This is a genomic window from Dyadobacter soli (assembly GCF_900101885.1).
GTDB lineage: Bacteria > Bacteroidota > Bacteroidia > Cytophagales > Spirosomataceae > Dyadobacter > Dyadobacter soli.
The window spans coordinates 32568-59513 of record NZ_FNAN01000013.1 but is presented as its reverse complement, the minus strand read 5'-3'; the positions used below and the strand labels follow the sequence as shown (position 1 = coordinate 59513).

Here is a 26946-nt window from a genome sequence, read left to right as displayed (position 1 = left end):
ACAGGAGAAAATTTCAAAACAAAAACTCAACAAATCCTCACCAAAATACAATTCATGAAAACGAGATTTATCTACTTCATCCTGGTGACTTTACTTGCGACCGGGCTCGCGCACGCGCAGCAGCGGACGATTACCGGTACTGTCACCGACGCCAACGATGCCAGCGGGCTCCCCGGAGCTTCCGTGACACTAAAAGGAACGTCCACCGGTACACTGACCGACGCCAACGGCGGTTTCAGCCTGGACATCAACGCGGAATCGCCCGTGCTGGTGATTTCGTTCATCGGCTACCTCACCCAGGAGGTTCCGGTGGGTAGCGGCGACAAGATCACGATCGCATTGAAACAGGATGCCAAAATCCTGAACGATGTGGTGGTAACCGCATTGGGCATCTCGCGCGAGAAGCGCGCGCTGGGTTATGCGGTGCAGGAAGTGAAAGGCGAGGCATTGCAAACAAGGCCGACGAATGCATTGAGCGCATTATCCGGCCGCGTATCGGGTATGCAGGTGGTATCGTCGGGTGGTAACATGGGCGGTTCTTCGCGCGTGTTGCTGCGGGGTATCAACTCCATTTCGGGTAACAACCAGCCTTTGTATGTCATCGACGGCACGCCGATCGACAATGCCGACCTGAACAGCGCCGCTACGAGCGCGGGAAGCGGCGGTAAGGACGTGGGTAACATGATCCAGGACCTTAACCCGGACGATATCGAGAACATTTCCGTGCTCAAAGGGCCATCCGCGGCGGCGCTTTACGGTACCCGTGCGGCGAATGGGGTGATTTTGATTACGACTAAAAAAGGCAAGGAGAACAGCAAAGTGAATATCACGCTGAACACCGGCGTCGAGTTTGAAAACATCGTGCGCCTGCCGAAACGCCAGAAACTGTACGGCGGCGGTTTTTCCAATACTTTCCAGAAAGCGACCATCAACGGCACCGAGTACAACATCGCGGAATATGCCGTGGACGAAAGCTGGGGCCCGAAACTGGACGGCACGCCGGTATTGCATTGGTATAACCTCGATCCCGAGAACACGGCAGAATACCTGAAACCGCAGCCTTGGGCTTACCCCAAAAACGATGTGCATACCTTCTTCGAAACCGGCGTTTCGAACACCAACAGCCTCGCGGTGAGCGGCGGGAATGCCAACTCCACCTACCGCATTTCATTTACCAATAAAAATGTAAAAGGTACCGTGCCGAATTCATCGCTGAAACGTAACTCGATCAACTTCTCGGGTTCGACGCAGGCAGGTAAGTTCAAGTTTTACAACAACTTCAATTATATCAAAAACCAGTCGACCGGACGGCCGTGGACGGGTGCAACCAACCGGAACATTATTCTCGAAGCATTTCAGTGGGGACAGGTGCAGGTGGATTACGAGAAGCTGAAAAACTATAAACGCGCCGACGGCAGCCAGATCCTCTGGAATCGCAGCGGTTACCAGGATACGCCTGCCGGCGAAGCGGCGAAATTTATCGATAACCCGTACTGGTCGGCCTACCAAAGCTACCTCGAAGAAAACCGCGACCGTTTTTATGGTAATGTAGGCGTGGTATACGACGTGAACAGCTGGCTCAAACTGAGCGGAAAAGTGAATGCGGATGTGTACCAATATCAATACCAGGACCGCATTGCCGTGTACTCGCGGACGCAGTCGCAGTACCAGGAGTACAACAACAATTTCAGCGAGTTCAACTACGAATTGCTGGCTTCGGCTACCAAAAGCTGGGGCGACGTTTCATTGAATGTGAATGCGGGTGGTAATATCATGAGCCAGCGCCGCCGCATCAGCGACGCCGTTACGCAAGGCGGGTTGATCATTCCGGAATATTATAACTTGAAGAATGCGAGCTCGGTACTGGTAAATTCGAATGCATACCGCAAGCAGATCAGCTCCATTTTCGGTAGCTTCTCGCTCGGCTGGAAGAGCCTGCTCTTCCTCGACGGTACGCTGCGTAACGACTGGTCGTCTACCCTGCCATTGAACCGCAACTCATTCGCCTACCCTTCACTTACAACGAGTTTGATCCTCACCGAACTGAACGGCGTGAAGGATATCAACTGGCTGGATTTCGCCAAAGTACGCCTCGGCTGGGCACAGGTGGGTAACGACACCGACCCTTACCAGCTGCAACGCGCTTACGAAGCGAGCCAGTCGTTCGACGGCCTGCCGTCTTACAAGCTGCCTGCACAGCTGAACAACCAGGCACTCAAACCCGAGATTACCAGCTCATGGGAAGCGGGTTTGAACATCCAGGCATTGAAAAACCGCGTCGGCCTCGACATTACTTATTATGATAATGTGAGCCGCAACCAAATCATCAACATTCCGGTGTCGTCGGCATTCGGGTACGATTCGAAGGTGATCAATGCAGGTAAGATCAATAATAAAGGTATTGAAGTGACGCTCTCGGGTACGCCGGTCCGCGCGAATGGTTTTGAATGGAATTCGAGCCTGAACTGGTCGCGTAACCGCAACAAGGTGATCGAACTGGCGCCGGGTGTGAATACTTTCCAGCTTGCCAACAGCCTCGTGACGCTCGTAGCGCGTGAGGGACAGCCTTACGGACAGATCCTCGGCAACGATTTCGTGTACGCGGCCGACGGCCAGAAGGTAATCAAAGCCGATGGCACTTACGAGCGCGCGCAGCAGCTTACCCCGCTGGGCAGCGTGTTGCCGAAATACCTTTTCGGTTTCCAGAATAATTTTACTTACAAAAATTTCAACCTGGGCTTCCTCGTAGACGGACGCGTGGGCGGCAAATTCTTCTCGCAAACTTATAAGGTAGCGATGTACGCGGGTGTTTTGGATAAAACCGCGGCCAACAACGTCCGCGAAACCGGCGTGGTGCTCGACGGCGTGAAAGGGACTGTTACGTACAATGCCGACGGTACTTACCAGGTAACCAACACCACCCAGAACGACACGCGCATTACCGCGCAGGCATGGTCACGCGGGGAATACAGCGGCCCTACCCCGCAAACGATCTTTGACGCGACGTTCGTGAAGCTGCGCGAGATCACATTCGGATATAACCTGGCATTGAATGCGAAGGCTGTAAAATCGGTGTATTTCGGGGTGTACGGGCGTAACCTGGCCAACATTTACACGGCCAGCAAGTACATCGACCCCGAGTTTGCCAACAGCGGCGGCAACATCCAGGGCCTCGAAGGCGGTAACATTCCGGTGCCTGCCACGTATGGCCTGAATGTCAATGTGAAGTTCTAACACCTCAAACTGAAAATCATGCAAAAGTTCATATATCAAAGAAGCATTCTGGCCCTCGCCATCGGCGCATTGCTGGCCAGCTGCTCCGACAGCCATTTCGAGGACATCAACAAAGACCCTAACCGTCCGGAAAACGTAACCACGACCACCATTCTCCTGTCGGCCGAAAAGCAGGTGATCGACAACATCCGCAACGAAAACAGCTCTTTACGCGGCTCGCAGCTTTTTGCGCAGTATTACAGCCAGAATATTTACAGCGACCAGTCGCGCTACGATATCCCAAGGTCTTATTCAGATACTTATTGGAGCAATGCCTACAAAGCGCTCAACAACCTGAATGAGATCATCAAACTCAACAGCGACCCGGCTACCAGGAACATCGCCGCCGCGGGAACCGCCGGTAGCAATGCGAACCAGATCGCCGTCGCCCGCATTCTGAAAGCTTATGCATTCCAGAACCTGACGGACGTGTTCGGTAACATTCCGTACCAGTCGTACGGCAACCAGGACCCCGAGTTCCAGGCATTGCAGCAAGAGCCCGAGAACCTGAGCCCCGGCTACGCGAGCCAGCAGAAGATCTACCTCGACATTCTGAATGAGTTGAAAGCGGCCGGCGACACGCTGATCAAATACAAAACCGCGAACACTTTCGGCAACTATGATGTGATTTACAAAGGCAAAAACGACTTGTGGGCCAAATTGGCTAACTCGCTGCGCCTGCGTATCGCGACGCGCATCCGCAAGCAGCAGCCTGCCGAGTCGAAGACGCATTTCGAGGATGCATTGGCCAAAGGTGTTTTCACTTCCAATACGGATAATGCCGTGTTCAAATACCAGTCGCTCGCACCGAATGAAGCGCCGCTTTACCGCGCTACCGTTACCGCCAACCGCAAAGACTTCGCCGTTTCGCACGTGATCATTAATGTACTGAAAGGCGAGCTCGGTACCGTGAAGGTGCAAGACCCGCGCTTACCTGTTTATGCGATCAAAAATGCAGCCGGTAATTATGTGGGTCAACCCTACGGCCTGCCTGTTGCGGCAGCCGGCTTGCTGACAGCCACTGATGTGAGCCTTCCCGGCACTGTGGTGAATGCGGCTAATTTTGGAGAGGTTTTGCAGGAATATGCAGAAGTGGCCTTCCTGATTTCGGAATACAAAAACTGGGACCAGCAGGAATACATCAACGGCGTGACCGCCTCCCTGCAAAAATGGGGCGTGGCGCAAGCCGACATTACCACCTACCTAGCCGCATTGCCGAAAGCCGACAAAGCCAATGTACTGAACCAGAAATATTTGGCACTTTACACCCAGGGTGACGAGGCGTGGGCCGAAATCCGCCGCACCGGCTACCCTACTTTCCTCGTGAAGCCGGGCGATGTAGTCTGGAGCCGCACGGTGGATGGCAAGACTACCGACTACAAGTTTCAGCCGCTGTTCGGCGAGGGTGTTCCGCAACGATTGTACTACCCGCCGAAAGAGCAAAGTGTGAACCTGGCCAACTACCAGAATGCGGTGAAAGCACAGGGTAATGACGACATCACAACGGCACTTTGGTGGAATAAATAATTCATATCTACCGGAGGAAAAGTGGCCGCCCTATTCAGTTGGGGCGGCCATTTTTTTGCCTTAACTTAATTTTTGTTACCCTATATTTGTGGTATAACTTTTATCTATTTGTAGAATAAGTTATAAATAAGGATCTCCTATGAAAAACTTTACAAATGAGCACATCCTGAAAGTGGCTGTTTTTTTGCCCGTACTCGTACCGATTTACATCGCTTACGCGTGTTTCAAAGCGTTGAAAGCAATACTGGAAGTTCAGGACTGATGCGCCTGCATGAACGGGAATTCATGCCGGGCGATCGCCCAAAAACAATACCGTAGCAGATACTCCACATAGCTGTGTATCTGCGACTTACCAATTGGAATTTTGCCGCATATTCCTGTTGGCATTCAACTCTGTGAGCGGGATCGGCCACACATAGTCACGCGCAGGATTGAACTTCCGCTGTTCCACCACCACGGGTTTGCCCGTAGCCGGGTCCACCGCGCCATACACCGTGCCGTTCAATACCTTCTCACCGATTTTCCAGCGGCGGATATCGTAAAACCGCTGACCTTCGAATGCGAGCTCGACCTGCCGTTCGCGGCGGATAAATTCCCGCATTTTCTCCTGCGTATTATACTTTTTCACATCCACATCGGGCATTCCGGCACGTTTGCGGATCATGTTCAGGTATTTGAGCACGTCGGGGTCCTGCCATTTTCCGGTTTCGACGAGCGCCTCCACGTAATTGAGCAGTACCTCGGCATAGCGGATGATGAAGAAATCGAGCTGGCCGTCGGCCTGGTTGCTGATATCCCGCGAATCTAGCCACTTTTTGATCCAGAAACCGGTTTGCGTCGACTGCGTCTGGCCGATCAGGTCCACGCTGGTGGTGGTGAACGGGTCCATTTTTTTACCTAAAAACATTTCGCCCGGCACGAGGATCGACGCTTTGAAACGCGGGTCGCGGTTGTCGTTGAAGTTGGGGTTTTTAATGTAAATAGCCAAACTATCGGCACCCAGCTCCTGGATCGTCCTGCCCTGCTTCGTTTCATAGGTATTCACAATGGCCGCGGTAGGCGAAGTGGTGGCATTGGCCCCGCCGAAGCTCTTCGGCCCGAGCCGCAGGAATGCCTGGCGCTGGCCAGTGCGGTAAAAGAATACGCGCTCCTTGTTCACCACGCCGGTATAGGTGAACAGCGCCGGGTAGTTGCCGATGTTCGGGTCGGAGCTGTGGTAGAGTTCGTAGATGTTCTGGTCCATTACCTGTTTGGCTTTCGCAGCCGCATTGGCATAGTCATTCACAAACATATAAACCTGGCATTGCATGGCATAGCAAATGGCCTTGTTGATCCTATAAGCCTCGCTGTCGGGATACTTGACCGGCAAAACCGCCGCCGCCGCTTCCAGCTCCGAAATGATAAAAGATACCATCTGCTCCTGCGTAGGCCGCTCGGCGTATTGCTCGTTGGGCGTAAACGAATGGTCCACAATAGGTACCGGTCCGAAGTAGGCGAACAGTTCGTAATGGTACCAGGCCCGCAATGCCTTCGCTTCGGCGGCGTAGCGTTCTTTCAGCGCGGGGTCCTGCACGTAGGCTTTCGAGTAGTTTTCCAAAAACCGGCATGCATTGCGGATCGTCTTGTACTTGTTGCGGTACTGCTGCAAGGGAATGCCTGACGAACTCGTAGCCGTCCCTAATGTAAATACCTCAAAATCGGTATAATTGGCGCGAAAAACGGATTCGTCCGACGCGCCCGACAAGTGCACGCGTGCATTGGAATAAAAATCATTGTAAACGATCACACCAGACGGTACGCCCGCATACACGTCTTCGAGCGAGGCGCGCAGGTCGGATTCGAGGTTCCACCATTTGTCGTCGGTGGTGGCGACGGGGTTATCCCTTTCCAGGAAGTCGGAGCAGCCAGCGTGTACCAGCACCAATGCCAGGCACATTAAAAGTGTTCTGTATCTTTTCATTGTTGTTTCGGTTTGAATTAAAAGCGTACGTTCAGGCCGATCGTGTTGGTTTTGAATAGCGGGTAAGTACCTTGGTCGCCTTTGGTTTCAGGATCGATGATTTTCAGTTTGGTGAAAGTCAGCGGGTTCTGTGCATTCACGTACACACGCACGCCGCGGATGCGCAGGCGACCGGTCAGTGATGCAGGCAGGTTATAGCCCAGCTGCACATATTTCACCCGCGCAAATGCGCCATTGGCCTGCCAGAAATCGGATTGCAGGCCGTTGTTGCCCGGAGCGGTGAGGAGCCTCGGGAAACGGGCGTTAGTGTTTTCCGGCGTCCAGTAGTCGCGGTGCCAGTTCAGAGGCGTACCGCCCTCGCCCGAGACGTTCAAAGGCAATGCAATGCGGTTGGAATAAAATACGGGTACTTTGCCGGTGCCGGTTACCAGCACTTCGAAATCGAAATTCCGGACTTTCAACGAGAAATTACCGAAATAGGTCATCACGGGGTCCACCGCGCCGAGTGCCACGCGGTCGTCGTTGTTGATGATGCCGTCGCCATTCATGTCGGCATAGCGGATATCACCCGCGCCTTGCCCGGCGACGATCGGCACATTGTTGTCCATATCCGACTGCTGGATCAGCCCCAGGCTTTTGTACCCATAATACTCCGAAATGGCGCGTCCCTTCTGACTAATGCGGTTGCCGTCCACAATGGGTGTTTCCTGCGAGAGTTTCAGCCACTCCGAGGTATTGCGCGACAGCCCGAGGTTCAGGCTGAAATTGACGTGGTCCGTCAGCGATCTGTTATAACCTGCTTTCAGTTCCCAACCTTTGTTGACCACGCTTCCAATGTTGATTGGACCCGTAAGCAATGCCGAGGTGAGTGTTGGCTGCGGGTTCAGGATCAGGTCGGTGGTTTTCTTACTGTACCAGTCGAAAGTAAAATCCAGCTTTCTCCCGAACAGGCTCAAATCTGCCCCAATATCGAGAATACCCACTTTTTCCCAGGTAATATCCGGATTACCGATCGTACTTTCTGTACCGTTTCCGGTGTTCACGGTAGACTGGTAGCTGTAAGGCGCGATGTTGTTATTGCCCAGCATTCCGTACGAACCGCGCAGTTTGAGCTGGTTCACGAAATGCATTTCTTTCATAAAACCCTCGTTGCTCACATTCCAGCCGGCCGCCAGCGACGGAAAGTTCCCCCATTTTTTGTCAGGAGCGAAAAGCGAGGAACCATCCCGGCGCATACCCGCCTCGATCAGGTATTTGTCCTTGAAACTGTAATAAGCTTTGCCAAACACAGACAATAACCCGATCTCCTTCCAGGCATCGGCATTGTTCATTTCCTGTGAAAATCCGGCGATGAAATTCACCCGGTGGTCCCCGAAATTCTTGTTGTAATCGAGGTTACCACCCGCATAATAGTAGCTCGACCGGTTCGTCGGCCCGGCGGATTTGATCGTCCCGTAGTCCCAGCCTGCCTTTTCTCCCGTAAAATAATCGAAGAATACGAACGACTCCCGGTTGGTTTTATCGGCGCCGGACGAAACCCGGTAGCTGAACTGCCCCTTCACGGTGAGGTCGCGCGAGACGTCCCATTTCGGGCGGAGGTTGATGAGCACTTCGTCGCGGATACGCTGAATGGTACCCCCTTTCTCGATCTGCGCCAGCGGGTTCCAGCTTTCGCCGTAAGTGCCGTAATAGGCATATCCGGGCCGGTCGGGCTTCTCAGGGAAGCGCGACATCACATTCGGCGGCGCTGTATAAATCCAGTTGAGCAGCCTTGCGCTCTCGCCCCCGTACGCATAAGGCTGCAACTGATCGTCGCGCGAGGCAAAAAGGTCCATGAACACGACCACGTTTTTACGCAGGTCGATACTCGTGTTCGCCCGGACGTTCGCGCGGTTGAATGTCGAGTTTTGGAGCAACCCATCCTGCTTCATGTAATTGGCCGCCAGTGAAAACCGCGCCGAATTGTTCCCACCCGAAACCTGCAAGCCGTGCTGCTGGATCATGGAATTGGTCTTCATCAGTAACCTGCCCCAATTGGTATCGGGGTTGCGGAGCGGCTCAGAGCCATTGCGGGTATTGCTGATCACCTCCTGCGAATAGGTAGGGTCGCCGCCGGTATTCTTGCGCGCTTCGTTCACCATCTCCATGTAGGTGGCCGCGTCTACAAAGTCGGGCTTGTACATGGGGGTCTGGTTCCCGTAAAATACATTGTACTGCACATCCACTTTCCCCGCGACGCCGCGCTTGGTGGTAATCAGGATCACGCCATTGCCCGCCCGCGCGCCATATACCGAGGCGGCTGCGGCATCTTTGAGAATGGAAATGCTTTCAATCGTATTGGGATCGAGTTTGTTCATATCAAACGGCACGCCGTCCACCAGTACCAGCGGCGAAGAACCCAGTAGCGAGCCCACGCCGCGGATTTTGATCGACGCCGCATCGCCGCCGGGTAAACCCGAACTTTGGTTTACATTAATACCCGTAGTACCGCCCTGCAATGCCTGCGAAAGCTGCGTAATAGGCTTGTTATTGACATTATTCATCGAAACCGTGCTTACCGAACTCGCCAGGTATTTTACCTTTTGTTCCGAAAAACCGGTTACTACTACTTCATTTAATGCGGTGGTGGTTTCGGGGAGGGAAATGATCAGGTTACGCTCGTTGCCATTCACGATGTATTCTTTTCCAGTAAAACCAATGAAGGTGAACACCAGCACGTCGCCTATTTTGGTATAAATCTCAAAAAAACCATCGGCATCCGTGGTAGCACCCTTTTGCGTGCCCTTAATAACCGCCGTAACGCCGATCAGCGGGCCGGGCGGCTCTTTCTGGTCGAGGATCCGGCCGCGTACGAGGATGGTATCCGCCCTTGCGGTTTTCGATTTATTCTTTCCGGGCATTTCGGCGACGTGGCGGATCACGATATTGTTACCCATCAGTGCATAGGAAAGATCGTACGGCCGAAGCAGCTTCGGTAACACGTCGCGCAGCTTCTCATTCCGAGCCCGGAGGCTCGCCCTGGGCAGGCCGGCGACCTTGCCTGTGAAAACGATATTGACATTCGCCTGGGCAGCTATCACGTCCAGGGCTTCGTTGAGCGGTACATTTTTGAGGTGGATCGTCACGGGCTTTTCCAACGCCTGCGCATTCGAATCGTGGGCGACAGACATGGACGCAGCGCAACAAACAAGGAAGATGATAACGGCGCTGTATCTCATCGCAGTAAGAATATAGTGAATCACTTCACTCCTTGGGAGAGATTTTTTCATAATTTTGACAGGTTTAAAATGTAAATCAGCTGGTTGTGCGCGATGCCCTAGACTTCGACCCCTGTGGCAGCGGCGCAATTTTGAACTTGCATTTTGGCTCTTTCCCCGGGTTTACGTCCGGGGATTTTCTTTCAGATAATATGCTCCATAGTTTTGGTTTTAGGTGATTACTTTCCTGGGATCAGTGTGTGTCAAAAACATCCGGCGGTAACGAGCCGGTAACCTGTTTTTCCTTTCTTTTCAACCCTGCCGTTCAGCGAAACCGCCAGCATTTCGAGAATCCGGCCCACCGGCTCGTTGTCGTCGAAATCCGCATGCAGCACAGGACATTCCCGCGCATTCGCGTCCACGCCGATCGCCACCGCATACCGGCGTTCGAGCGTGCGGATGACCTCATGCAACTTCTTATTGCGGAATTGCAGCTTGCCCGCCTTCCATGCGGCGAGCGCGCCGGCATCGGGGCAAGGCCGTGCAATGAGTTGGCCATCCTGTTTGCCGTAAACCGCCTGGTGATCGGGCAGCAGATCGACTGCAGCTTTATCCGAACTGACATTCACCCGGCCCGTGACGACGGATACCGCAATGGCGGAATCATCCGGATAGGCATTGATATTGAAGGTCGTACCTACCACGCGGGTGCGTAATGCGCCCGTGCGGATCACGAACGCGTGTGCGGGGTCGCGGGTGACCTCGAAAAACGCCTCGCCGGTAAGGCTTACATTCCGCTCATTTCCCTGAAAAACGGCCGGGTAATCGATCGCGCTGCCGGCATTCAGCCAAATGCGCGAGCTATCGGGCAGTACTACTTTCTTACGCTCGCCTGCCGCGGCTTCCACATGGCGAACCGCGACCGGCCGGTTTGTCTTTTCACCGTACTTCAAAAGGTACAATCCCGCGCCCACCGAGAGCAAAGCAAGCAGCCAGATAGCCGCATTCCGGAGGTGAGGTGTGATAAGCGACCGGCCGTGCACGGGTACCCGGTGCGCAGGCGCAGTGATCTGGCGTGCGAGCGAAGCATACACTTCGTACACCGCCTGCTCGTGTTTTTCGGAGTCCGCATCCCCGGCGTCCAGTTGTTCGGTAATGAGCTGGCGCAGCCGGGCTTCATCGCTACCGGTCCGGAAATGGCCGAGCAGCGATGCTACTTCATCGGGCGTGCATTTGTTTTCCAAATAGCGCTTGAACAGCGCTTCAATAGGGATAGGGTTTTCCAAAGTATTCGCGTTTGTTTCCGCTAATACGCTTGGCCGGCATTTGTCCTCTGCTCGCTCTCGAAAAAAATTTCAGTTTTTTCTTCGATCTATACCAAAAACCACATCCTAATGCTACAAATCGGTGCCGATGAGCGTGATAATCAGCGAGAGCGCCACGTCGGTGCGGCTGGTGAGGTAAGTTTTGATAAAACGGTTGGCTTTCACAATGTGGTCGCTGATGGTAGAATGCGAAATGCCGAGCTGGGCTGAGATTTCTTCGTAGGTTTTACCTTCGATTTTACCCATCATATAAACCCGCCGCCGCATTTCGGGCAGCTGGCCGATCGCCGAGTTGAGCAATTCGAGGCTTTCGTTGTAAATGACCGCTTCTTCCAGATGGCTGTATTGCTCTTCCAGCATATACAAAAGACTGTCGGACAACTTCTTATCGCGCGAGACCTTCCTGAAATGGTCGTACACGAGGTTACCTGCTATTTTGTAGAGGAATGATTTGAAAGACTTCTCCGGGTCGATCTGCCCGCGCAGTTCCCAGATTTTCAGGAAGAGCTCCTGCAAGATTTCCTTCGCCGTGTCTTCGGATTTGACGAGGCGCAGGATATTGCCATACAACTTCAAACTGTACTTTTCGTAAAGCGCCGTGAACGCCGGGGCATCGCCTTCCACCAGCCTTTCCAGTAGTACTTTTTCGTCCGTTGCTCCTATCCGCATCGTTTGTTGCAGCATCATATAATCCCCGTTGCCGGGTAGCGATCGTAGAATAAATATAATCTTTTGTAGATAAAATAAGTAAATATCCGGCGGGCCACTATCCTGCCCTGTCGGACAGGACGCCGGAAATGTCCAGCCGGGCTGCGGATTTGTCCGGTTCGGCCCGATCCGCATTTCCGGTGAGTACCACTACGACTACTTTTGAATCACTCAAACGGCAAAACCGCCCGGCGGAGCATTCAAACCATCGATCTTAAACATCTCAAAAAATGAAAAATACCGCACAATTCAGCCGCCGTAATTTCCTCGGCCTTGCCGCACTCACATTCGCCGCAACACAAATTTTTCCTTCGAAAGCATTGGCCAATGCGAAAACAAACCCGGTAACGGTTCACGGCACTTATACATTCGGGGAAATCAAACAAATAGAAGCAGGCGTGCTAAATGTAGGTTATGCCGAAACCGGCCCTGCGACCGGCCAGTCGGTGATATTGCTGCATGGCTGGCCTTACGACATCCACAGCTACGCCGAAACTGCCGAAATGCTCGCAGATGCGGGTTACCGGGTCATCGTACCGCATTTGCGCGGCCACGGCACCACGCGCTTCCTCTCCGACAAAACCTTCCGGAATGGCCAGCAGGCCGCCGTGGCGCTGGATATCATTGCATTAATGGACGCGCTGAAAATTAAAAAGGCGATTATCGGCGGCTTCGACTGGGGCGCTCGTACGGCCAACATTATCGCCGCGCTATGGCCTGAACGTGTGAAAGGAATGGTTTCCGTGAATGGCTACCTGATCAACAACCTTGAAAGAAACCAGCAGCCGCTCTCGCCTGCGGCCGAATGGGGCTGGTGGTACCAATATTACTTCGCTACCGACCGTGGCCAGAAAGGCTATACCGCCAACTGGTACGATTTCAACAAGCTGATCTGGAAAAATATCTCGCCGAAATGGGCGTTCGACGAAGCTACCTACAACCGCTCGGCCGAGTCGTTCAAAAACCCTGATTACGCCGCGATCGTGATCCATAACTACCGCTGGCGGCTGAGCCTGGAACCGGGCGAGAAACAATACGACGAAATCGAGCAAAAACTGTTCGCAGGACCGACCATTTCCGTTCCGACGGTAACACTCGACGGCGATTCGGACGGCGTGGTACCTGCGGGCGACGGCTCGGCATTCGCACGCAAGTCCACCGGCAAGCATGTGCACCACGTGGTGAAAGGCGCCGGACATAACCTGCCCCAGGAAGCGCCCAGAGCATTTGCCGACGCGATTATCGAAGCCGATAACCTGGCAAAATGATTTTGAAATGCCTCACTCCCAGCCTTCCGGTTTTGCCGGGAGGCATTCGTTGAAACGGATATTTTTGGAATTTTCACCCTGAATATCCATCCAGATCCGTTTCTGAGGCGTTTTAAATTGCACTTTTTCGAAGAGTACATTACGAATATCCAATCCGCGCAGCAGCGAGTCGGTTACCGTAAGCGACGCATTCCGGATCGTAACGCCGAGTGCGTCGCTGGCTTTAAAGGCCGTCCGGGCATTCACCTCGGCATTTTCGATCAGCAGGTTTGTCGCGGGTGATTCGGGAATGCCGGTGATATCGACAAATGTCCGGGCCTTTTCAACAATGATATTGCGGGCGGTAATGTTGCGGTAACCCGGCGTGAGCTTGTCCACTGGCCGGGCTGGCAGGCGGTCTGCAAGTTCACCCACATACTGCCTGCTGCCGAGCATATCGAACTTCACCGCATCGCCGCGCAGGATCATGCGTACGCGCTCGTACACGAGGTTATCCCCGCCACCTGCACGCGAGCGGCGGGTTTTGAAGCGCAGGCCGGTGTCGGTATCGTCGAAAACGCAGTCGTGGACATAGACATTACGGATCATCCCGGCCGTTTCGCTCCCGCACGTAATGCCCCCGTGCCCCTCGCGTGCGAGGCAATGGCGGATCACGACATTCTCCGTCGGCTTATTTACGCGGATACCGTCGTCGCCGCGTCCGGCCTTGATCGTAAAGCAATCGTCGCCACAGCTGAGCGTGCAGTACTCGATGAGGACATTCCTGGACGATTCGATATCGATGCCGTCGCCGCGCGGAATGCCGACCGAGCGCACGGTAATGCCCCGGATGATCACATTGTCGCAATACACCGGCACCACGTTCCAGAATGGCGTATTTTCGAGCGTAATGCCTTCGATAAAGACCTTTTTGCAGTTAATGGGAGAGATAAACATCGGCGGGAATATGAAACCACCGTCTTTTCCCTCGTACACCCGCTCGTGCACGGGCTTGTCCGCGGGCACCACTTTTTCGATCACATTCACATTCATATACCGCTTCCTTACCGGCCCGTCGGGCGGCCCTACCAGCTTGCCCTTACCGGTTACCGCGATATTCTCCTGCCCATTGGCATATATCAGCGCCCCGAGCGACATCAGCTCCACGCCCTCGTTCCTGGTGAACACCGCAGGAAGGTAATCTTCAATTTCCGGGCTGAAGTGCAGCTCCGCCCCTTCGCTGACTTGCAGGTTCACATTGCTTTTCAAACTGATACGGCCTGTTTTCCAAATGCCGCGCGGAACGATCACCGTCCCGCCTTTCTTTTTACTCGCCTCGTCGATCGCCGCCTGAATGGCTTTGGTGATCATCGTTCCTTCGCGTGCGCCTTTGTCGGTGATGTTGATGGTTAACTTAGGAAAAACCGGCTTTACGAATGCCGGCATCGGGAACGGCGCTTTCACAGGCGCTATCGTCGCGGGTAGCTTTGCTGCGCCCACGTCCTGCACGCCCGGAACGGCTCCGGCCAGGTTTTGCGCCCACGTGTTCCCTCCATATATAGAGGTTATCAGAATAAAAACCCAGAATCTTAAATGCTTCATCATGTCCATTGCCAAAATCTTCACGGGGAAGACGAGGCTTGGGGGTAACTACTCTTAAAAAGGCGGTATTTTATTGGGAATGCATTGCTATATTGGGTTGTCAGCAAACTAATGATATGCAAAGGGAAGAAATCAGATTTGTTCAAGCCAGGTACCATCAGCTGAACCTCAATGCAGAACAGGCTGAAAAAGTCCTACAATTTGAAAACATGAAAGATTCGCAGTCACAAACGCATTTCTTTTCAGCCTGGGAAGAGTTCGATTTTGAATACAGTGTCTTTCAGAGCCTGTTGAATGAAGACCAAATGGTGCAATACCAACAACGTGTCGGGGAAATCCGGGAGATGCATATCGAACGCCTGATCGAACAGGACAATTCTAATGAAATTTGGTCCAACCAGATGCGCGAGCAAGTAGACTACGTAAAAAACGAGCTGATTCCCTCGATCCTGTCTGACATTCCGCGCCGGGCAACGCTCTCGCTCGGGCGTGACCCTAGCAAAATTCAATACCTGAAAGCCAATTACGAAACTTTTCTGCACGATAGAAGAAAGCAAATATTGGTTGACCATTTCCGCCACAACAAAACCTATGCGCCGATCCAATTGCAGTCGGCAATGTTGGGGCATTACGCTTCCTGCCTGCTTCCTAACTATGCAGCATTTGAAAGTTGGGCGGATGAACCTACTCGCGCGGTGCTGGGATTCGTTAGAGGAACTTTATCCCGAAGAAACTCCGAAGTCACCGAGTTCTATCTTGGGAAGTTAAGCGAATCGAAAGCGTTTTTCCAGCAAATCAAAGAGAAGTATAATCGGCACTTTGACGGGTGGCACACGTGGGCACCCGATCCGATACCCGAGGAAGATGAAAACAGGAACTGGTTAATGTCAATGCTTTTGCTGGACCGAAATGCCTACGGTTTTGAATATCCCGGTTAATTCACCCAACATGCTGCTTCCGATACTCCGCAGGGCTTTGCGAGGTGTGTTTTTTGAAATAATTACTGAAATGGGGTGCTTCGAGGAAGCCCAGGCGGAGGGCTATTTCCTTGATGGTGAGCGCCGGGTCCTGTAACATTACTTTGGCTTCGGCGACGGTCTTATCGGCAATCCAGGCGCTTACGGATTTGCCGGTTTTGCTGCTGATGACGCTCGACAGGTAGTTGACGTGCAGAAATTGCATATCGGCGTAATCCTGCACGCGCAAAGGGATTTCCACCTTACCGCTGACGAGGTCTCGGAAATGCTGTTCGAGGTTTCGTTTGAATGTCTTTACAATCTGCGAACTGCGGTTACCTTCGTAAATAGGGTTATAATCCTGAAAGAAATACTCCTTGATTTTCAGCAGCAGGGCTACCATCAGGCTGCCGATAATCCGGTTTTTGTAAGGTGAATTGCCTCGGTGCTCGTCGTGTATCTGCTGATAAAGCTGCCTTACGACGGTAAACTGCGCCTCCGACAGCACCCGCGGCTCGACGGTTTCGGTAAGCAGGAAAGAAAAATCGCGATACACATCTTCATGCACGTTTTCCTTCAAATAAGCTTCATTGAACGTGATCAGGCAGGTGTCGTTAATGCTGTACCATTCAAAAATACGGTAGTTGCCCGGGTTGGTGAAATACACTGTCCCTGGCCGTACTTCAAAACGCTGGTCGTCGATCGTGTATTTGCCGAATGCTTCGCGAATGAACAAAAAGCTGAAATAGTTGGGCCGGAAAGGTACCGACGTAAAGGGCAGTTCGGTGAACGTCTGTTGCAGGAAATGAATGGTGAGTCCCGACGACGCGTCCACCGGGTCGACCGGCAAGCCCATCGTTTCATAAAGTTCGGGGAGGTCTTTGACAATCAGGTTGCGTGACATGCTCCAAAAGTAAAGAAAAAACCATTGAATAAGTTGCAGCTTTAATAACAGGCCTGCGCGTTAGAAATGTTTGTACAACACATAGAATTTATTACAAATCTAAGCTATTATTGCATCCTCGATTCCCATCCCAGTTTGTCATTCAATGACGCTACTCTTTGTTGACCCGGCTATGAAACTTGCGAAGATTATAACCCTTCTCATCTCCCTCACGGCCTCATTGCACGCGTCCGGCCAGGAAGTCCCGGAGTTCACAGAACAGCATTACACGAGCGACAACGGCCTGCCTCAAAACAGCGTCATGCAGCTCCGGAAGGATAAAAACGGGTTCATCTGGATGACGACGCAAGGCGGGTTGGTGCGGTTCGACGGGACGCATTTTGTGACCTACAACCAAAGCAAGGTACCACAGCTCACCAGCAACCGGATTATCGACCTGGGACTAACGGACGACAGTACCATTTTTTTCAAGGATACCGGTTTTAAAGTCTTTTCTTTCGACGAAAGCAACCAGCCGTTTCTGCTTAATCCGCACATTCGGAACAGATATGTGCTTTTAAAGTCCCGGAATGAGCAGTTCGATGTAATTCGTAACCTCAACCCCGCGGACCGCCGGCGCGTCGAATCACTTTTCGCAGCTTTGGCGACTGCGTCGTTTTACTATCCGGCCAAGACGAAGGGCGACGGCTTTTTGCGGATAGGCGATGCCCACCTCACGTACCTGCATCAAAAGAAGGTAGTCTTTTCCAAAACCTTCGATTATGGCGCCATGTTTTTTGACAGGGCCGGCAATCTGAGTGACCGGATGTATTATTTCGACCAGCAAAACCGGATACGGTGCATGGATTCCGCGGGCAAGGAATATCTCGTTCTTCCCACAATGCCCGGTAACGGTGCCCCGCTTTTCACGAAAGATACCCATCTGTATCAGCAGGGCGAACGGCTTTTCATGCATCATTTGAATACTTTTTATGAACTGCAAGCGACGGATGCCGAAACACTTATTTGCAAACCTATCCTGAAAACCGGAAATATAGGTGCTGTCATTTGCTATATGAACATCCCGGAGGCGGGTATCCATATGGTGGGCACCCAAACCGATGGGGTGTATGTTTTCAAAAAGAAGTTATTTAAAACTGTCCGCATTCCGGGTACCAACAACAATTTTTACAGCCAGCATATATTTCAAAAGGATGGCCTTCTCACTGAACTGGGTGTCATATCGCCTTCGGGAATATTCTCGGGCGCGCCCTTTCCATTGGCGGCACGGAGCCCCATCCTGGTGGACCGGGGCGGGAATGTCTGGATGAGCAGCAAGCGGCAAAAAGTAGACCAGCGTACCCCTGACTGGAAGCTGGTCCGGAGCTTTTACACTAATTTCCAACCTTTAAATCTTGCCCAGACGCCCGACGGGTCCGTCTGGCTTAGTGCGACATCCGGGCAGTTTGGCAAAGCGCTGGGAGATTCAATCCAATGGCGCAACTTCCCCAGGTACATCAAAGCGTTTCTCCCGATCAGTAACACGAAATTTTGGGCTTCGGACGGCGCCGGTTTGTTCGTGATGGATGTAAAAAACGCTACTTTCGAGGAGATACCAGAAATGAAGGGACGGGAAGTAAGGGCATTTTATATCGACAAAAAGAAAACGCTCTGGGCTGGCACTTATGGGCAGGGGTTCTATGCGATCCGTAATGGCAAAGCCACCGCATTACCCCTCGACCGCAACGATCATTTGCTTGCAGTACATACGTTTCTGGAAGACAAAAAGGGCTTCATGTGGATGCCGACCAACCACGGGCTTTTCAAGGCCAGGACACAGGACTTGTACGACTACCTCGATGGCAAAACCACCAGCGTTTTCTATTATTATTACGACAAAAGCAATGGATTTGCCAACAACGAGTTCAACGGTGGCGGCTACCCGTCGTCGGCGGTTTTCCCCGATGGCAGGTTCTCATTTCCATCGATGGACGGGCTCGTGCAGGTGTATCCCGACAGCATTATCGACATTCTCCCCGATTCGCGGATATTGATCGATAAATTTGTCGTGGATGGAAAAGAACGGCTGTTCAGCAAAGATCTCCGGCTAATACCGTCTTTCAACCGCATCGAGATCATATTGGCATCGCCTTATTTAGGATTGCCAGAAAACCAGTATTTGGAATACAATATCAAAGGCCTGGACGATGAATGGTACCAGCTGAACCCCAGCCAGGCCATTGTTCTCAACCGGCTGGGTTATGGCAATTACACGCTCCAAGTGAGGAAAAAGGCGGGCTTCGGGCGTACCAACATTGTACTGCTGACCAAGCATTTCACCGTGGACCCGTTCTGGTACCAAACCTGGTATGCGGCGGTTTTCGCGCTTTTCCTGCTGGCGTTTTCCTTTTACGTGGTTGTGAAACTGCGCTACCATTATCTGACGCAGCGAAAAAAGCAGCTGGAAGCCCAGGTCCGCGAGCGTACGAGCCAACTGGAATATAGTAACCGGCTGAAAGAAAAGATCACATTGCTGCTGGCCCACGACCTGCAATCGCCGCTGCATTTCCTGAACCTGTTATCGGATCACGTAACTGCGGCGCTCGAAAAAGACCGCCTGGACGACGTCAAGACCGGCACTTCGGAAATTAAAAAGGCTGCGACGAATATTCACGCATTTGTAAAGGAGATCAATCTCTGGACGAAATCGCAGCAGGAAGGCTTCTTCCTCAGCAAGCGCCCTTTCCCGTTCGACGGCCTGGCCGACGAGTTGGAGGAGTTTTTCAAAGACATGCTGCTTTTTAAAAGCAACACGCTCGAATTCGTCAATCCCGGTCAATGGGACGTTTTCACGAATCGGGAGATTTTGAAGGCCGTGATCCGGAACCTGATCGACAATTCCAATAAATATACCACAGGCGGGCACATCAGGATCATACTGGACAAGCTGGACGACAAACACCTGAAAATTTCGGTATCGGACAATGGGCGGGGTATGTCGCCTGCCGAGCTGAGTAAAATCAACCGGCGCATCGAAAATGTGCTGACCAGCGAAGGTATCGAGCAGAGCGGCCGCCTTGGCTATCAGATCATCATCGACTTTGTGACGCGCCTCGATTGCCGGCTGGAAGTCACAAGCATTGTCGGCCAGGGCACAACCGTAACGATTTCCGGGCTATTACCCGGCCAACCTAACGCAACAGAAGCTATTTTGACGGACACCGCTCCGACCAATTTTACTACGTTATGAAGAAAATATTGATTGCCGACGACCATTCATTGGTTCGCTACGGGCTTAGAGTTGCTTTACTCAACCATTTCGCCGACGCGGAGATCGACGAAAGCTGGGACGGCCAGTCCATTATGAACCAGCTCAAAACCAACATTTATGAACTTGTACTGCTGGATTTGAGCATGCCCGACACCGATGCCAACACCGTTATCCACTGGATCCGAAACTTCCATCCCGACACCAAAATCCTGATTGTTTCGATGAACAATGAGACGATTTTTGGAAAAAGAGCATTGCAAATGGGTGCACACGGGTACATCGAAAAGGACGCTTCTCCCGACGACCTGATCAGGGCGGTGAATGTGGTGCTGACGGGTAAGCGCTACATGAGTGCCGACCTCGCGGAGGTGATCGTGCACGACACACTGAACAAGAAGTCGCTCAACCCGTTCGACGAGCTGACTCCCCGGGAGTTTCAGGTGGCGATGTATATCATTCAGGACTACACAATTACGCAGATCAGCGAGCTCATGCAGCTGCAATACACCTCCGTAAGCACATTCAGGCGGCGCATTTTTGAAAAATTGAATGTCGCCGACCGGAAAGGGCTCGTGCAGCTCGCCGACGCTTACAAACTCAATTGAACAGTTTCCGGTGCTTACCGCCCCATTCGCTAAGCTGCTGGAAAATCGGCCCGAATGCCGCCGCCATTTCAGTCAGCTCGTACTCGACGCGGGGCGGCACTTCGGCATACACCGTGCGCTTGACCAGGCCGTCTTGTTCGAGCGCGCGCAATTGCAGCGTGAGCATCCGTTCCGTGATGTAGGGGAACTCTTTTTTCAGCTCACCGAACCGCATCTTCCCTTTTTCTAATTTACTGATAATTAAAATCTTCCACCTCCCTCCGATCTTGTTGACCGCGTAGGTAAGATCGCATTCTACAATGTACTTTTCGTTGCTGGTGTAGGTTGAATTTTCTTTTCTGGCAGCCATTACTTACACTTTTGTTAGTACCCCACAATTGGTTGTATAGCATTCAAATTTAGACGCTTCCCGCTACGTTTGCAACCAGTTTTTAACACTTTCGAAAACACCGTTATGGATTTGCATTTAAAAGGAAAAACCGCCTTGGTAACCGGCGCCAGCCAGGGTATCGGCCGCGCTATCGTGAAAGAACTGGCCAGGGAAGGCGTACGCGTGTTCGCTACCGCCCGGAATGAAGAACTCCTGAACAGCCTCCAAGCCGAACTAGCCGCCGAAGCAGCCACAGTGCCCGTCGTTTTCGCCCAGGATTTCGTAGCTCCGGATGGCCCGAAACGCATTGCAGAAGCCGCATTGGCAGCATTGGGCGAAGTAGATATTCTTATTAACAATGCCGGACAAAGCCGCCCCGTAGAAATCACCGGCCCCGAACAACCCTGGACGGATTCCATGGCACTCGATTTCGACCGGCCCCGCCAGCTCACGCAAGAGCTCCTCCCACACATGACCGCGCGCCGGCAGGGCGTCATACTGAATCTGACGAGCACTTACGAGCTCCGGAGCATCAATGTGTCAGCCGTGGCGAAGGCCAGCATGGCGGTATGGACGAAACAACTGGCCGGGCAGGTGGGCCAATTCAATATCCGCGTCAACACGCTGCAACCCGGGCTCATTGATACCAACAATATCCGGCCCTACTTTTCAGAAGAAGAACGCAAAGCATTTGCTACCCGCGAAATCCCGCTTGGCGATTTCGGCCAACCGCAGGACATGGCAGATATGGCCGTCTTCCTCGTCTCACCGCGGGCACGTTACGTCACCGGCGCCGCGGTGGTTGTGGATGGCGGTATGCGGCATTATCCGTTTTGAGATTGGGGGGATATTGGGAAAAGACTGAATGCAAAAGGCGCCAAGATGCAGCTAGCGCAACCGCAGAAAAATTATGTTACCGTTAAAAAATTCAGGTGCGTCTGCGATTTGGATTGCGATCAGATCATATAAATATTGAGTCATGAGCTCATTGCAGCGGGTGCCCGGACGCCCGCATAAATGGTGGGCGTAACATCATGAGCCTTCCCCAATATCAAACTGAATTACTGAAAGCCACTGATTACGAGGCATATCTATCATTTCTCGAAGTAGTTTGCGCCTACAAATTTCGCAGCTCGGGTAAAAACGGGGAATTTCAGTTAAGAATCTTCATCACACGGCCAAAAGGTTACTCTGAAAATTATTTCAACCTCGGCTTTGGAGTCTGGAACCCTGAACGACAAACGATTGACGATGTCATTGAGCTAAAAAACGGCGACTTTCAACAAATACTAGCCACCATTGCGAACGTCGCGCTGGATTTCCTGAAAACAAATCCATTCGCTTCACTTTATGCCGAGGGCAGTACGCGAACGAGAACTCGATTATACCAACGCGAAATCTCAAAGCACTATCACCTGATTCCCGATGATTTGAAAGTTCATGGATTGGTTACTGAAAACGAGACTGGGTTTATAGAATTTCGGAAAGGGATCAATTTCGACGCATTTTTGTTGTCGATGAAATAATCGATAAATTTGAGTTAAACGCTTTTACAATATGTCTACAACTGTAACCAAGCCAGTAACCAAAGCGACTTCCAGCCACGCTAAACGCGAGGACATTCAAAATCCTGAGCTTGAAGCTGACAGCATCGTCGGAAAAACGATGCGAATGGTGGAAGCACTCAAAAAATATCCCAGGCCAGCGAAATAACGTCGCATTGGAATGCTATCACTTCTTCGCCACCGTCCTGACGCAGCGAACGGATGCGCCTTCGGTCTTTCCCATGCCGTCCTGACAATGTAATGCCTTGCCTCCTGCGCCGAAGTTGAAATTCCAGGCGGTTTCCGCGTCGATTTCGGTGCTTGTCCAGTAAAATCCGTGGCCGTTCAGTCGGGCGTATTTTCCGGCGGGTAGCTCGCGGTTGCCTCCGAGCGTGGCGTTGAATCCGGACTCCCCTCCTGTCTGTAATGCTTTGTAGGCCGTTTTGCCGCCGTCCTTCGACTTATTGCTCGCACCTCCGTAATGGTCCGACAATACTTCCCAATCCTTGCGGGATGGCAAATGCCAGCCGTTTCCCAGCATTTCGCAAGCCTGGGGCGCTGAGAAGTAAGTGTATAACCGTCCGTAAATCTTGCAATTTGCCGCATCGTCGCCGAAGCACCAGGAGCTATCCACCCGAACGCTCAAATCCTGGGTCATCCACTGGTTTCCATCAGGCATTACCTTGATGGTATAAGTATTACCGTCGCGGTCACCGATCGTACCGACCGTTTGGGACATCGACCGGACGCCAGCTGCGCAGATACAAGTGACCATTAGCAGTGATTTCAGTAGTTGCTTGCTCATAATCGAAGGTGTTTTGGATTAAACCCCTATAAATTAAGCAATACTTTGGAGAAGTCCCACCTGTAAGCTGCGTTTTGCCGCTGGTACGAATATTTTAGTCGAAAGACAATAATGCATTAATTTACAATACATTATCAAGTCCAAAACGCAAAAAGCTATGGCCGTCGCGATTACCATCTCGCTCTTTATCCTTGCCTGGTACTGTATCAAAGAATACCGCAAAAATCCGGGACGCCCCGATTGGAACAAAGCACTTGTTACGGCCATTTTCTGGCCGCTGTCTTTGCTGATGAGGCGTTACCGTTAACTGACGGATACGGCGGGCCGCATTCAGAGTACTTTTCCCATGTAAATGGTGTCGGCATGCGGGTTGTCGTAATATGCAGGTATGGTTTCAAATCCAAATGACTCGTACAACCGTCGGGCGCCCGTCATGCTCGCGAGCGTATCGAGCAGAAGCCGCTCATATCCCAAATCCTTCGCTATCGCAATAGATCTTTCCAGCAGCAACCGCCCGACTTGATGCCCGCGAAATTCCGGCTGGACGTACATTCGCTTCAACTCGGCGATCCCCGTTCCTTTGCTTCGCACACCCACGCAGCCAACCGCACGCTCACCCGCATACGCAAGCACCAACGCGCCCGAAGGCGGCCCGTATTGCTCCCGCACGCTGTCAAGTTCCTTGTCGAAACCCTGAAAACAGAGGTCAATCGGCAGTGACGCGGCATATTCACGGAAAAGTTTCTTTCCGTCTTCGAAATGGTTGTCGCTGTTCGCGACGATCAATTTGGGTATATCATTCATGCTAAAAACAATCATTATCCGACGAAAACGCCTCCATTATATCAACCGTTCCTCGTTGCCGGCAAAGCTCTCAAATAAATACCAGCAGGAACAGATACAGAATAGCAATTAATGGCAAGAACAGTCTCTACCGCATTCTGGGTAGCCACATTCCCGCCACCGCTCCGAAAATTCCTATCACCATCAGTAGGGTCACGAAGCACATCAGCAATGCAGCGGCCATTACAATGAAACGCTTTCGCGATTTTTGGGCATAAAAATACAATTCAAGCAACGCAAGCGAAACCGGCAGAGCATAAGTAAACACCGCCAGCGCAGTAAGGAATGGCCCGCTGAATGTTTTAGGATCAAATCCAACCGGGCCGCCGTTAATCACCAACCAGCACATTAAGCCTACCCGGAAAAACCATACGCCGCTTACCACCAAAAACAGCCGCGTCGCCCATTTACGATGTATATCAAACCTCCTCGCACGTGCGTGATACCAGGCTAGTATTGCAAAAATGACGATATAAACCGTCTGAATACTGATACTAATATGTTGTACCCGATCGCCGACAGCGCCTCGCGTCCACACCATGACAAAACCGCCAATTGCCACAACCAAGGCCGTAGCGACGTAAATGCGTCCCAACCAACGGTGAAACGTCGGAGCGTTTTTCCGAATAAAGGGAATCAGCTGCAACGGCCCGCCCAGCACAAGGATCGCCGCCAGCAATACATGCATACCAACGACCATATTACCAGCCCAATCGCCCTGCACATAACCGTGCGGCAACACTTCATTCCACCTTTTAAGGTTCCCTGATGCTGTACTGGCGCCGTAAAATGCGACGATGTAAGCCCCAAATGCCCATTGACCGATGGTAGTAACGACAAACCACGCCGTTGCGGCCAGGTTCAACAGCCTGTGAGAATGCGTTTCGGATTTGCTTTGGGCAATGCCAATTAGCTCGGTCATGATATCGGACATTTAAGTTTGGACAAACTTAAAGCCGGTCGCGGCCCGGAGCGTTAGACATTTGTCCAATGCGGATAAACGGCGCTATTGCGGTGTGAAAGTGTCGGCCTGGCTATCGCCTCTCAGACGGCTGAGGTGCCGCTGGGTAATGCCGAGGTAAGATGCAATGTATTTCAGCGGCACGTTTCTGACAATGTTGGCGTTGGCCTGTACGAACTTTGCGTAGCGTGCTTCCGCCGTCAGATTGGCCATGTCGTTGATGCGGTCTTTGTCCTTTTGCAAATGCTCCTGCAAAATACCGATCGTGTAATCCTTTTGAGTGAGACTGGTCCTGGCGGTGGCGTCCGCATCATCCCGGCTGATCCGCAAAAGCGTACAATCCGTAATGCAATGCAGGTTTTCATTCGAAACCGACCGGTTTACGAAATGGAAATAGGATGTAAAAAACCGTGGCCCGTCGTTCAGATCGGTCGTAATTTCATTGTTATCCGCATCCAGATGGTAATTCCGCATGAAGCCCGACGCGATAAAATTGTGATAGCCAGGCACATCACCGGCCTTTTCGACAATCGTACCTTTTGGAAAAAATACCGGCTTAAATGACCTCCGTACCGATGCCCTGTCGGCTTCTGGCAATGTGATCATGCGGGAAATGTATTCAAAAAGCGTGTTGTAGTATTGTTCCATGGTCGTCAGAATGGCAAGTCTTATTTCAAATTCCACTTTTTCAACTCCCGGTCAAAGTCGCTTTCGAAATTTTTGTCCTGCTCCACACGGAATTTTTCAAATTGTTCTTCTGCAAGCCGCATCGCTATTTCATGACTGACCCTACCGGCGTCTTTGAGGATTTCATATTCGTTGAACTGTAAAAATGCGTCCAGTTTACGAGCCCAATCTTCCATTTTCATTGGGATCTGCCGGGCGGCCTGGTTCTCAGCGTAATCGAGGTACATGGACACGATGCGTTCCAATTCCTTGATTTCCTTCTCGATGAGGTAGTTTTTCGCAACGCCGATATCCATTCGCTGTATTTTGCCGTGCGGTGCGTTCCTGAAAGTCTGTAATCCCATGTTCGGCTTGTCTGCATTTGCGCGCTCGGCGACGATGGCTGCGGCCGTTTTACCGGAAATGGCGAAATGCAGCTTGTTTTGGACAATTTTGAAGAATTTTTGAGAATCAGGCGAATCCTTTATGTAATCGATGCTGCATTGCTCGAATATGTCTGTGATTTTCAGATAGAAACGCCGCTCGCTTGCCCTGATCTCGCGGATGCGGTCAATTAGCTCGACGAAATAGTCTTTTCCGAATCGCTTACCCTGTTTCAATCGCTCGTCGTCCAGGACGAAACCTTTGATAATGAATTCCTTTAAGGTTTTTGTGGCCCAGATGCGAAACTGGGTGGCTTGAAAGCTGTTCACGCGGTAACCGACGGCTATGACGGCGTCGAGGTTGTAGAAGTCGACGTCGCGGGTGACGTCGCGGTTACCTTCTTTTTGAACTATCCGGATTTTCCGGATAGTTGCCTCGCGATCTAATTCGCCCGACTTAAAAATATTTTGCAGGTGCTCGTTGATGGTACGAACATCCACCCCGAATAGTTCAGCCAACCGCTTCTGGTTCAGCCAGAACGTTTCGTCGTTAAAAATAACTTCAACCTTCACACTCCCCGCCGGAGAGTTGTAAAAAATGATGTCCGCGTGCAAATTTTCCATAGATAATGTAAGTGATAAGTATTGCTGATGACGCTTTAAAACTAATTCGCCGAATATAAAATGCTTTTCCTGAGCAAACCCTATCCGATGATCCTTCGGCTGTGCTCGATGATCGTAGATTTTTATTTCAAAATTTTACACATTCCGGCGCTAATTGCGTATCCTATAATTGAATTACAATCGTTTAAGGAAAAAG

The 26946-nt window shown here is 51.9% G+C and carries 23 protein-coding genes; 11 read left to right on the top strand and 12 right to left on the bottom strand.

All coding sequences use genetic code 11. The features are described from left to right. The first annotated feature begins 54 nt into the window (after window positions 1–54). The 3 genes from BLQ88_RS21770 to BLQ88_RS37400 all read left to right on the top strand — a co-directional run bounded on the left by BLQ88_RS21770 (window position 55) and on the right by BLQ88_RS37400 (window position 5062). On the top strand, window positions 55–3234 hold the full coding sequence (locus BLQ88_RS21770; protein ID WP_090154408.1) for a SusC/RagA family TonB-linked outer membrane protein: 3180 nt from the start codon (window positions 55–57) through the stop codon (window positions 3232–3234). Between the two features lie 18 nt (window positions 3235–3252). Next, window positions 3253–4800 carry a SusD/RagB family nutrient-binding outer membrane lipoprotein gene (locus tag BLQ88_RS21765; protein ID WP_090154406.1) on the top strand — a complete coding sequence of 516 codons (1548 nt, stop codon included), beginning with the start codon at window positions 3253–3255 and terminating at the stop codon, window positions 4798–4800. Between the two features lie 139 nt (window positions 4801–4939). Continuing rightward, entirely contained in the window at window positions 4940–5062 is a 123-nt protein-coding gene (locus tag BLQ88_RS37400; protein WP_262485715.1) for a hypothetical protein, read from the top strand. An 87-nt stretch (window positions 5063–5149) separates the two neighbouring features. Here the strand turns inward: BLQ88_RS37400 and BLQ88_RS21760 are convergent, their stop codons facing one another. The 4 genes from BLQ88_RS21760 to BLQ88_RS21745 all read right to left on the bottom strand — a co-directional run bounded on the left by BLQ88_RS21760 (window position 5150) and on the right by BLQ88_RS21745 (window position 11969). After that, window positions 5150–6760 (bottom strand): RagB/SusD family nutrient uptake outer membrane protein, encoded by a 1611-nt coding sequence (locus BLQ88_RS21760; RefSeq protein ID WP_090154404.1) that lies wholly within the window; start codon window positions 6758–6760, stop codon window positions 5150–5152. Window positions 6761–6777: 17 nt separating this feature from the next. Continuing rightward, entirely contained in the window at window positions 6778–10029 is a 3252-nt protein-coding gene (locus BLQ88_RS21755; protein ID WP_090154402.1) for a TonB-dependent receptor, read from the bottom strand. A gap of 191 nt (window positions 10030–10220) precedes the next feature. After that, complete coding sequence (locus tag BLQ88_RS21750) at window positions 10221–11243, bottom strand: FecR family protein (protein ID WP_090154400.1); 1023 nt, start codon at window positions 11241–11243, stop codon at window positions 10221–10223. Between the two features lie 111 nt (window positions 11244–11354). Beyond that, window positions 11355–11969, bottom strand: a complete 615-nt coding sequence (locus BLQ88_RS21745) for an RNA polymerase sigma factor (RefSeq protein WP_218132941.1) — start codon at window positions 11967–11969, stop codon at window positions 11355–11357. Between the two features lie 251 nt (window positions 11970–12220). Between BLQ88_RS21745 and BLQ88_RS21740 the strand changes: the two genes are divergently transcribed. Continuing rightward, entirely contained in the window at window positions 12221–13258 is a 1038-nt protein-coding gene (locus BLQ88_RS21740; RefSeq protein ID WP_090154398.1) for an alpha/beta fold hydrolase, read from the top strand. A gap of 12 nt (window positions 13259–13270) precedes the next feature. Here BLQ88_RS21740 and BLQ88_RS21735 read toward each other — a convergent pair whose 3' ends face one another. Next, complete coding sequence (locus BLQ88_RS21735) at window positions 13271–14863, bottom strand: glycoside hydrolase family 28 protein (RefSeq protein ID WP_229212800.1); 1593 nt, start codon at window positions 14861–14863, stop codon at window positions 13271–13273. Between BLQ88_RS21735 and BLQ88_RS21730 the strand changes: the two genes are divergently transcribed. Then, window positions 14848–15777, top strand: coding sequence for a hypothetical protein (locus BLQ88_RS21730; RefSeq protein ID WP_143016902.1), 930 nt, complete (start codon window positions 14848–14850; stop codon window positions 15775–15777). The genes BLQ88_RS21735 and BLQ88_RS21730 overlap by 16 nt on opposite strands. A 1-nt stretch (window position 15778) precedes the next feature. On the opposite strand, the gene BLQ88_RS21725 is transcribed toward BLQ88_RS21730, so the two are convergent. Continuing rightward, on the bottom strand, window positions 15779–16699 hold the full coding sequence (locus BLQ88_RS21725; RefSeq protein WP_090154395.1) for a helix-turn-helix domain-containing protein: 921 nt from the start codon (window positions 16697–16699) through the stop codon (window positions 15779–15781). 145 nt (window positions 16700–16844) lie between these two features. Between BLQ88_RS21725 and BLQ88_RS21720 the strand changes: the two genes are divergently transcribed. Together BLQ88_RS21720 and BLQ88_RS21715 are read left to right on the top strand one after the other, a co-directional pair. Further along, complete coding sequence (locus BLQ88_RS21720) at window positions 16845–19928, top strand: ligand-binding sensor domain-containing protein (RefSeq protein WP_229212799.1); 3084 nt, start codon at window positions 16845–16847, stop codon at window positions 19926–19928. After that, window positions 19925–20554: a response regulator gene (locus BLQ88_RS21715; RefSeq protein ID WP_090154391.1), complete on the top strand. Its 630-nt coding sequence runs from the start codon at window positions 19925–19927 to the stop codon at window positions 20552–20554. The genes BLQ88_RS21720 and BLQ88_RS21715 overlap by 4 nt, the downstream gene beginning before the upstream one ends. Here the strand turns inward: BLQ88_RS21715 and BLQ88_RS21710 are convergent. Next, window positions 20547–20903: a winged helix-turn-helix transcriptional regulator gene (locus tag BLQ88_RS21710; RefSeq protein WP_090154390.1), complete on the bottom strand. Its 357-nt coding sequence runs from the start codon at window positions 20901–20903 to the stop codon at window positions 20547–20549. The two genes, BLQ88_RS21715 and BLQ88_RS21710, sit on opposite strands and share 8 nt — an antisense overlap. A 105-nt stretch (window positions 20904–21008) precedes the next feature. On the opposite strand from BLQ88_RS21710, the gene BLQ88_RS21705 reads away from it, so the two are divergent. The 3 genes from BLQ88_RS21705 (at window position 21009) to BLQ88_RS36790 (ending at window position 22637) form a co-directional block, all read left to right on the top strand. Then, window positions 21009–21761, top strand: coding sequence for an SDR family NAD(P)-dependent oxidoreductase (locus BLQ88_RS21705; RefSeq protein ID WP_090154388.1), 753 nt, complete (start codon window positions 21009–21011; stop codon window positions 21759–21761). Window positions 21762–21958: 197 nt separating this feature from the next. Then, complete coding sequence (locus BLQ88_RS21700; protein ID WP_090154386.1) at window positions 21959–22450, top strand: DUF6934 family protein; 492 nt, start codon at window positions 21959–21961, stop codon at window positions 22448–22450. 31 nt (window positions 22451–22481) lie between these two features. After that, window positions 22482–22637 (top strand): hypothetical protein, encoded by a 156-nt coding sequence (locus BLQ88_RS36790; protein WP_176885057.1) that lies wholly within the window; start codon window positions 22482–22484, stop codon window positions 22635–22637. An 18-nt stretch (window positions 22638–22655) separates the two neighbouring features. Here BLQ88_RS36790 and BLQ88_RS21695 read toward each other — a convergent pair whose 3' ends face one another. Then, the gene (locus tag BLQ88_RS21695) at window positions 22656–23273 is read right to left on the bottom strand and encodes an FISUMP domain-containing protein (protein WP_090154384.1); all 618 of its coding nucleotides are present in this window, start codon (window positions 23271–23273) and stop codon (window positions 22656–22658) included. 157 nt (window positions 23274–23430) lie between these two features. Between BLQ88_RS21695 and BLQ88_RS36785 the strand changes: the two genes are divergently transcribed. Continuing rightward, window positions 23431–23580: a hypothetical protein gene (locus BLQ88_RS36785; protein WP_176885056.1), complete on the top strand. Its 150-nt coding sequence runs from the start codon at window positions 23431–23433 to the stop codon at window positions 23578–23580. Between the two features lie 23 nt (window positions 23581–23603). Here BLQ88_RS36785 and BLQ88_RS21690 read toward each other — a convergent pair whose 3' ends face one another. From BLQ88_RS21690 to BLQ88_RS21675, 4 genes are all read right to left on the bottom strand, one after another. Beyond that, window positions 23604–24077 (bottom strand): GNAT family N-acetyltransferase, encoded by a 474-nt coding sequence (locus tag BLQ88_RS21690; protein WP_090154382.1) that lies wholly within the window; start codon window positions 24075–24077, stop codon window positions 23604–23606. Window positions 24078–24204: 127 nt separating this feature from the next. Then, a complete protein-coding gene (locus BLQ88_RS21685) occupies window positions 24205–25038 on the bottom strand; it encodes a DUF2306 domain-containing protein (RefSeq protein WP_090154696.1) in 834 nt (277 codons plus the stop codon). A gap of 84 nt (window positions 25039–25122) precedes the next feature. Continuing rightward, window positions 25123–25725, bottom strand: a complete 603-nt coding sequence (locus tag BLQ88_RS21680; protein WP_090154380.1) for a Crp/Fnr family transcriptional regulator — start codon at window positions 25723–25725, stop codon at window positions 25123–25125. A 20-nt stretch (window positions 25726–25745) separates the two neighbouring features. Continuing rightward, the gene (locus BLQ88_RS21675; RefSeq protein ID WP_090154378.1) at window positions 25746–26750 is read right to left on the bottom strand and encodes a virulence RhuM family protein; all 1005 of its coding nucleotides are present in this window, start codon (window positions 26748–26750) and stop codon (window positions 25746–25748) included. Window positions 26751–26946: the final 196 nt, after the last annotated feature.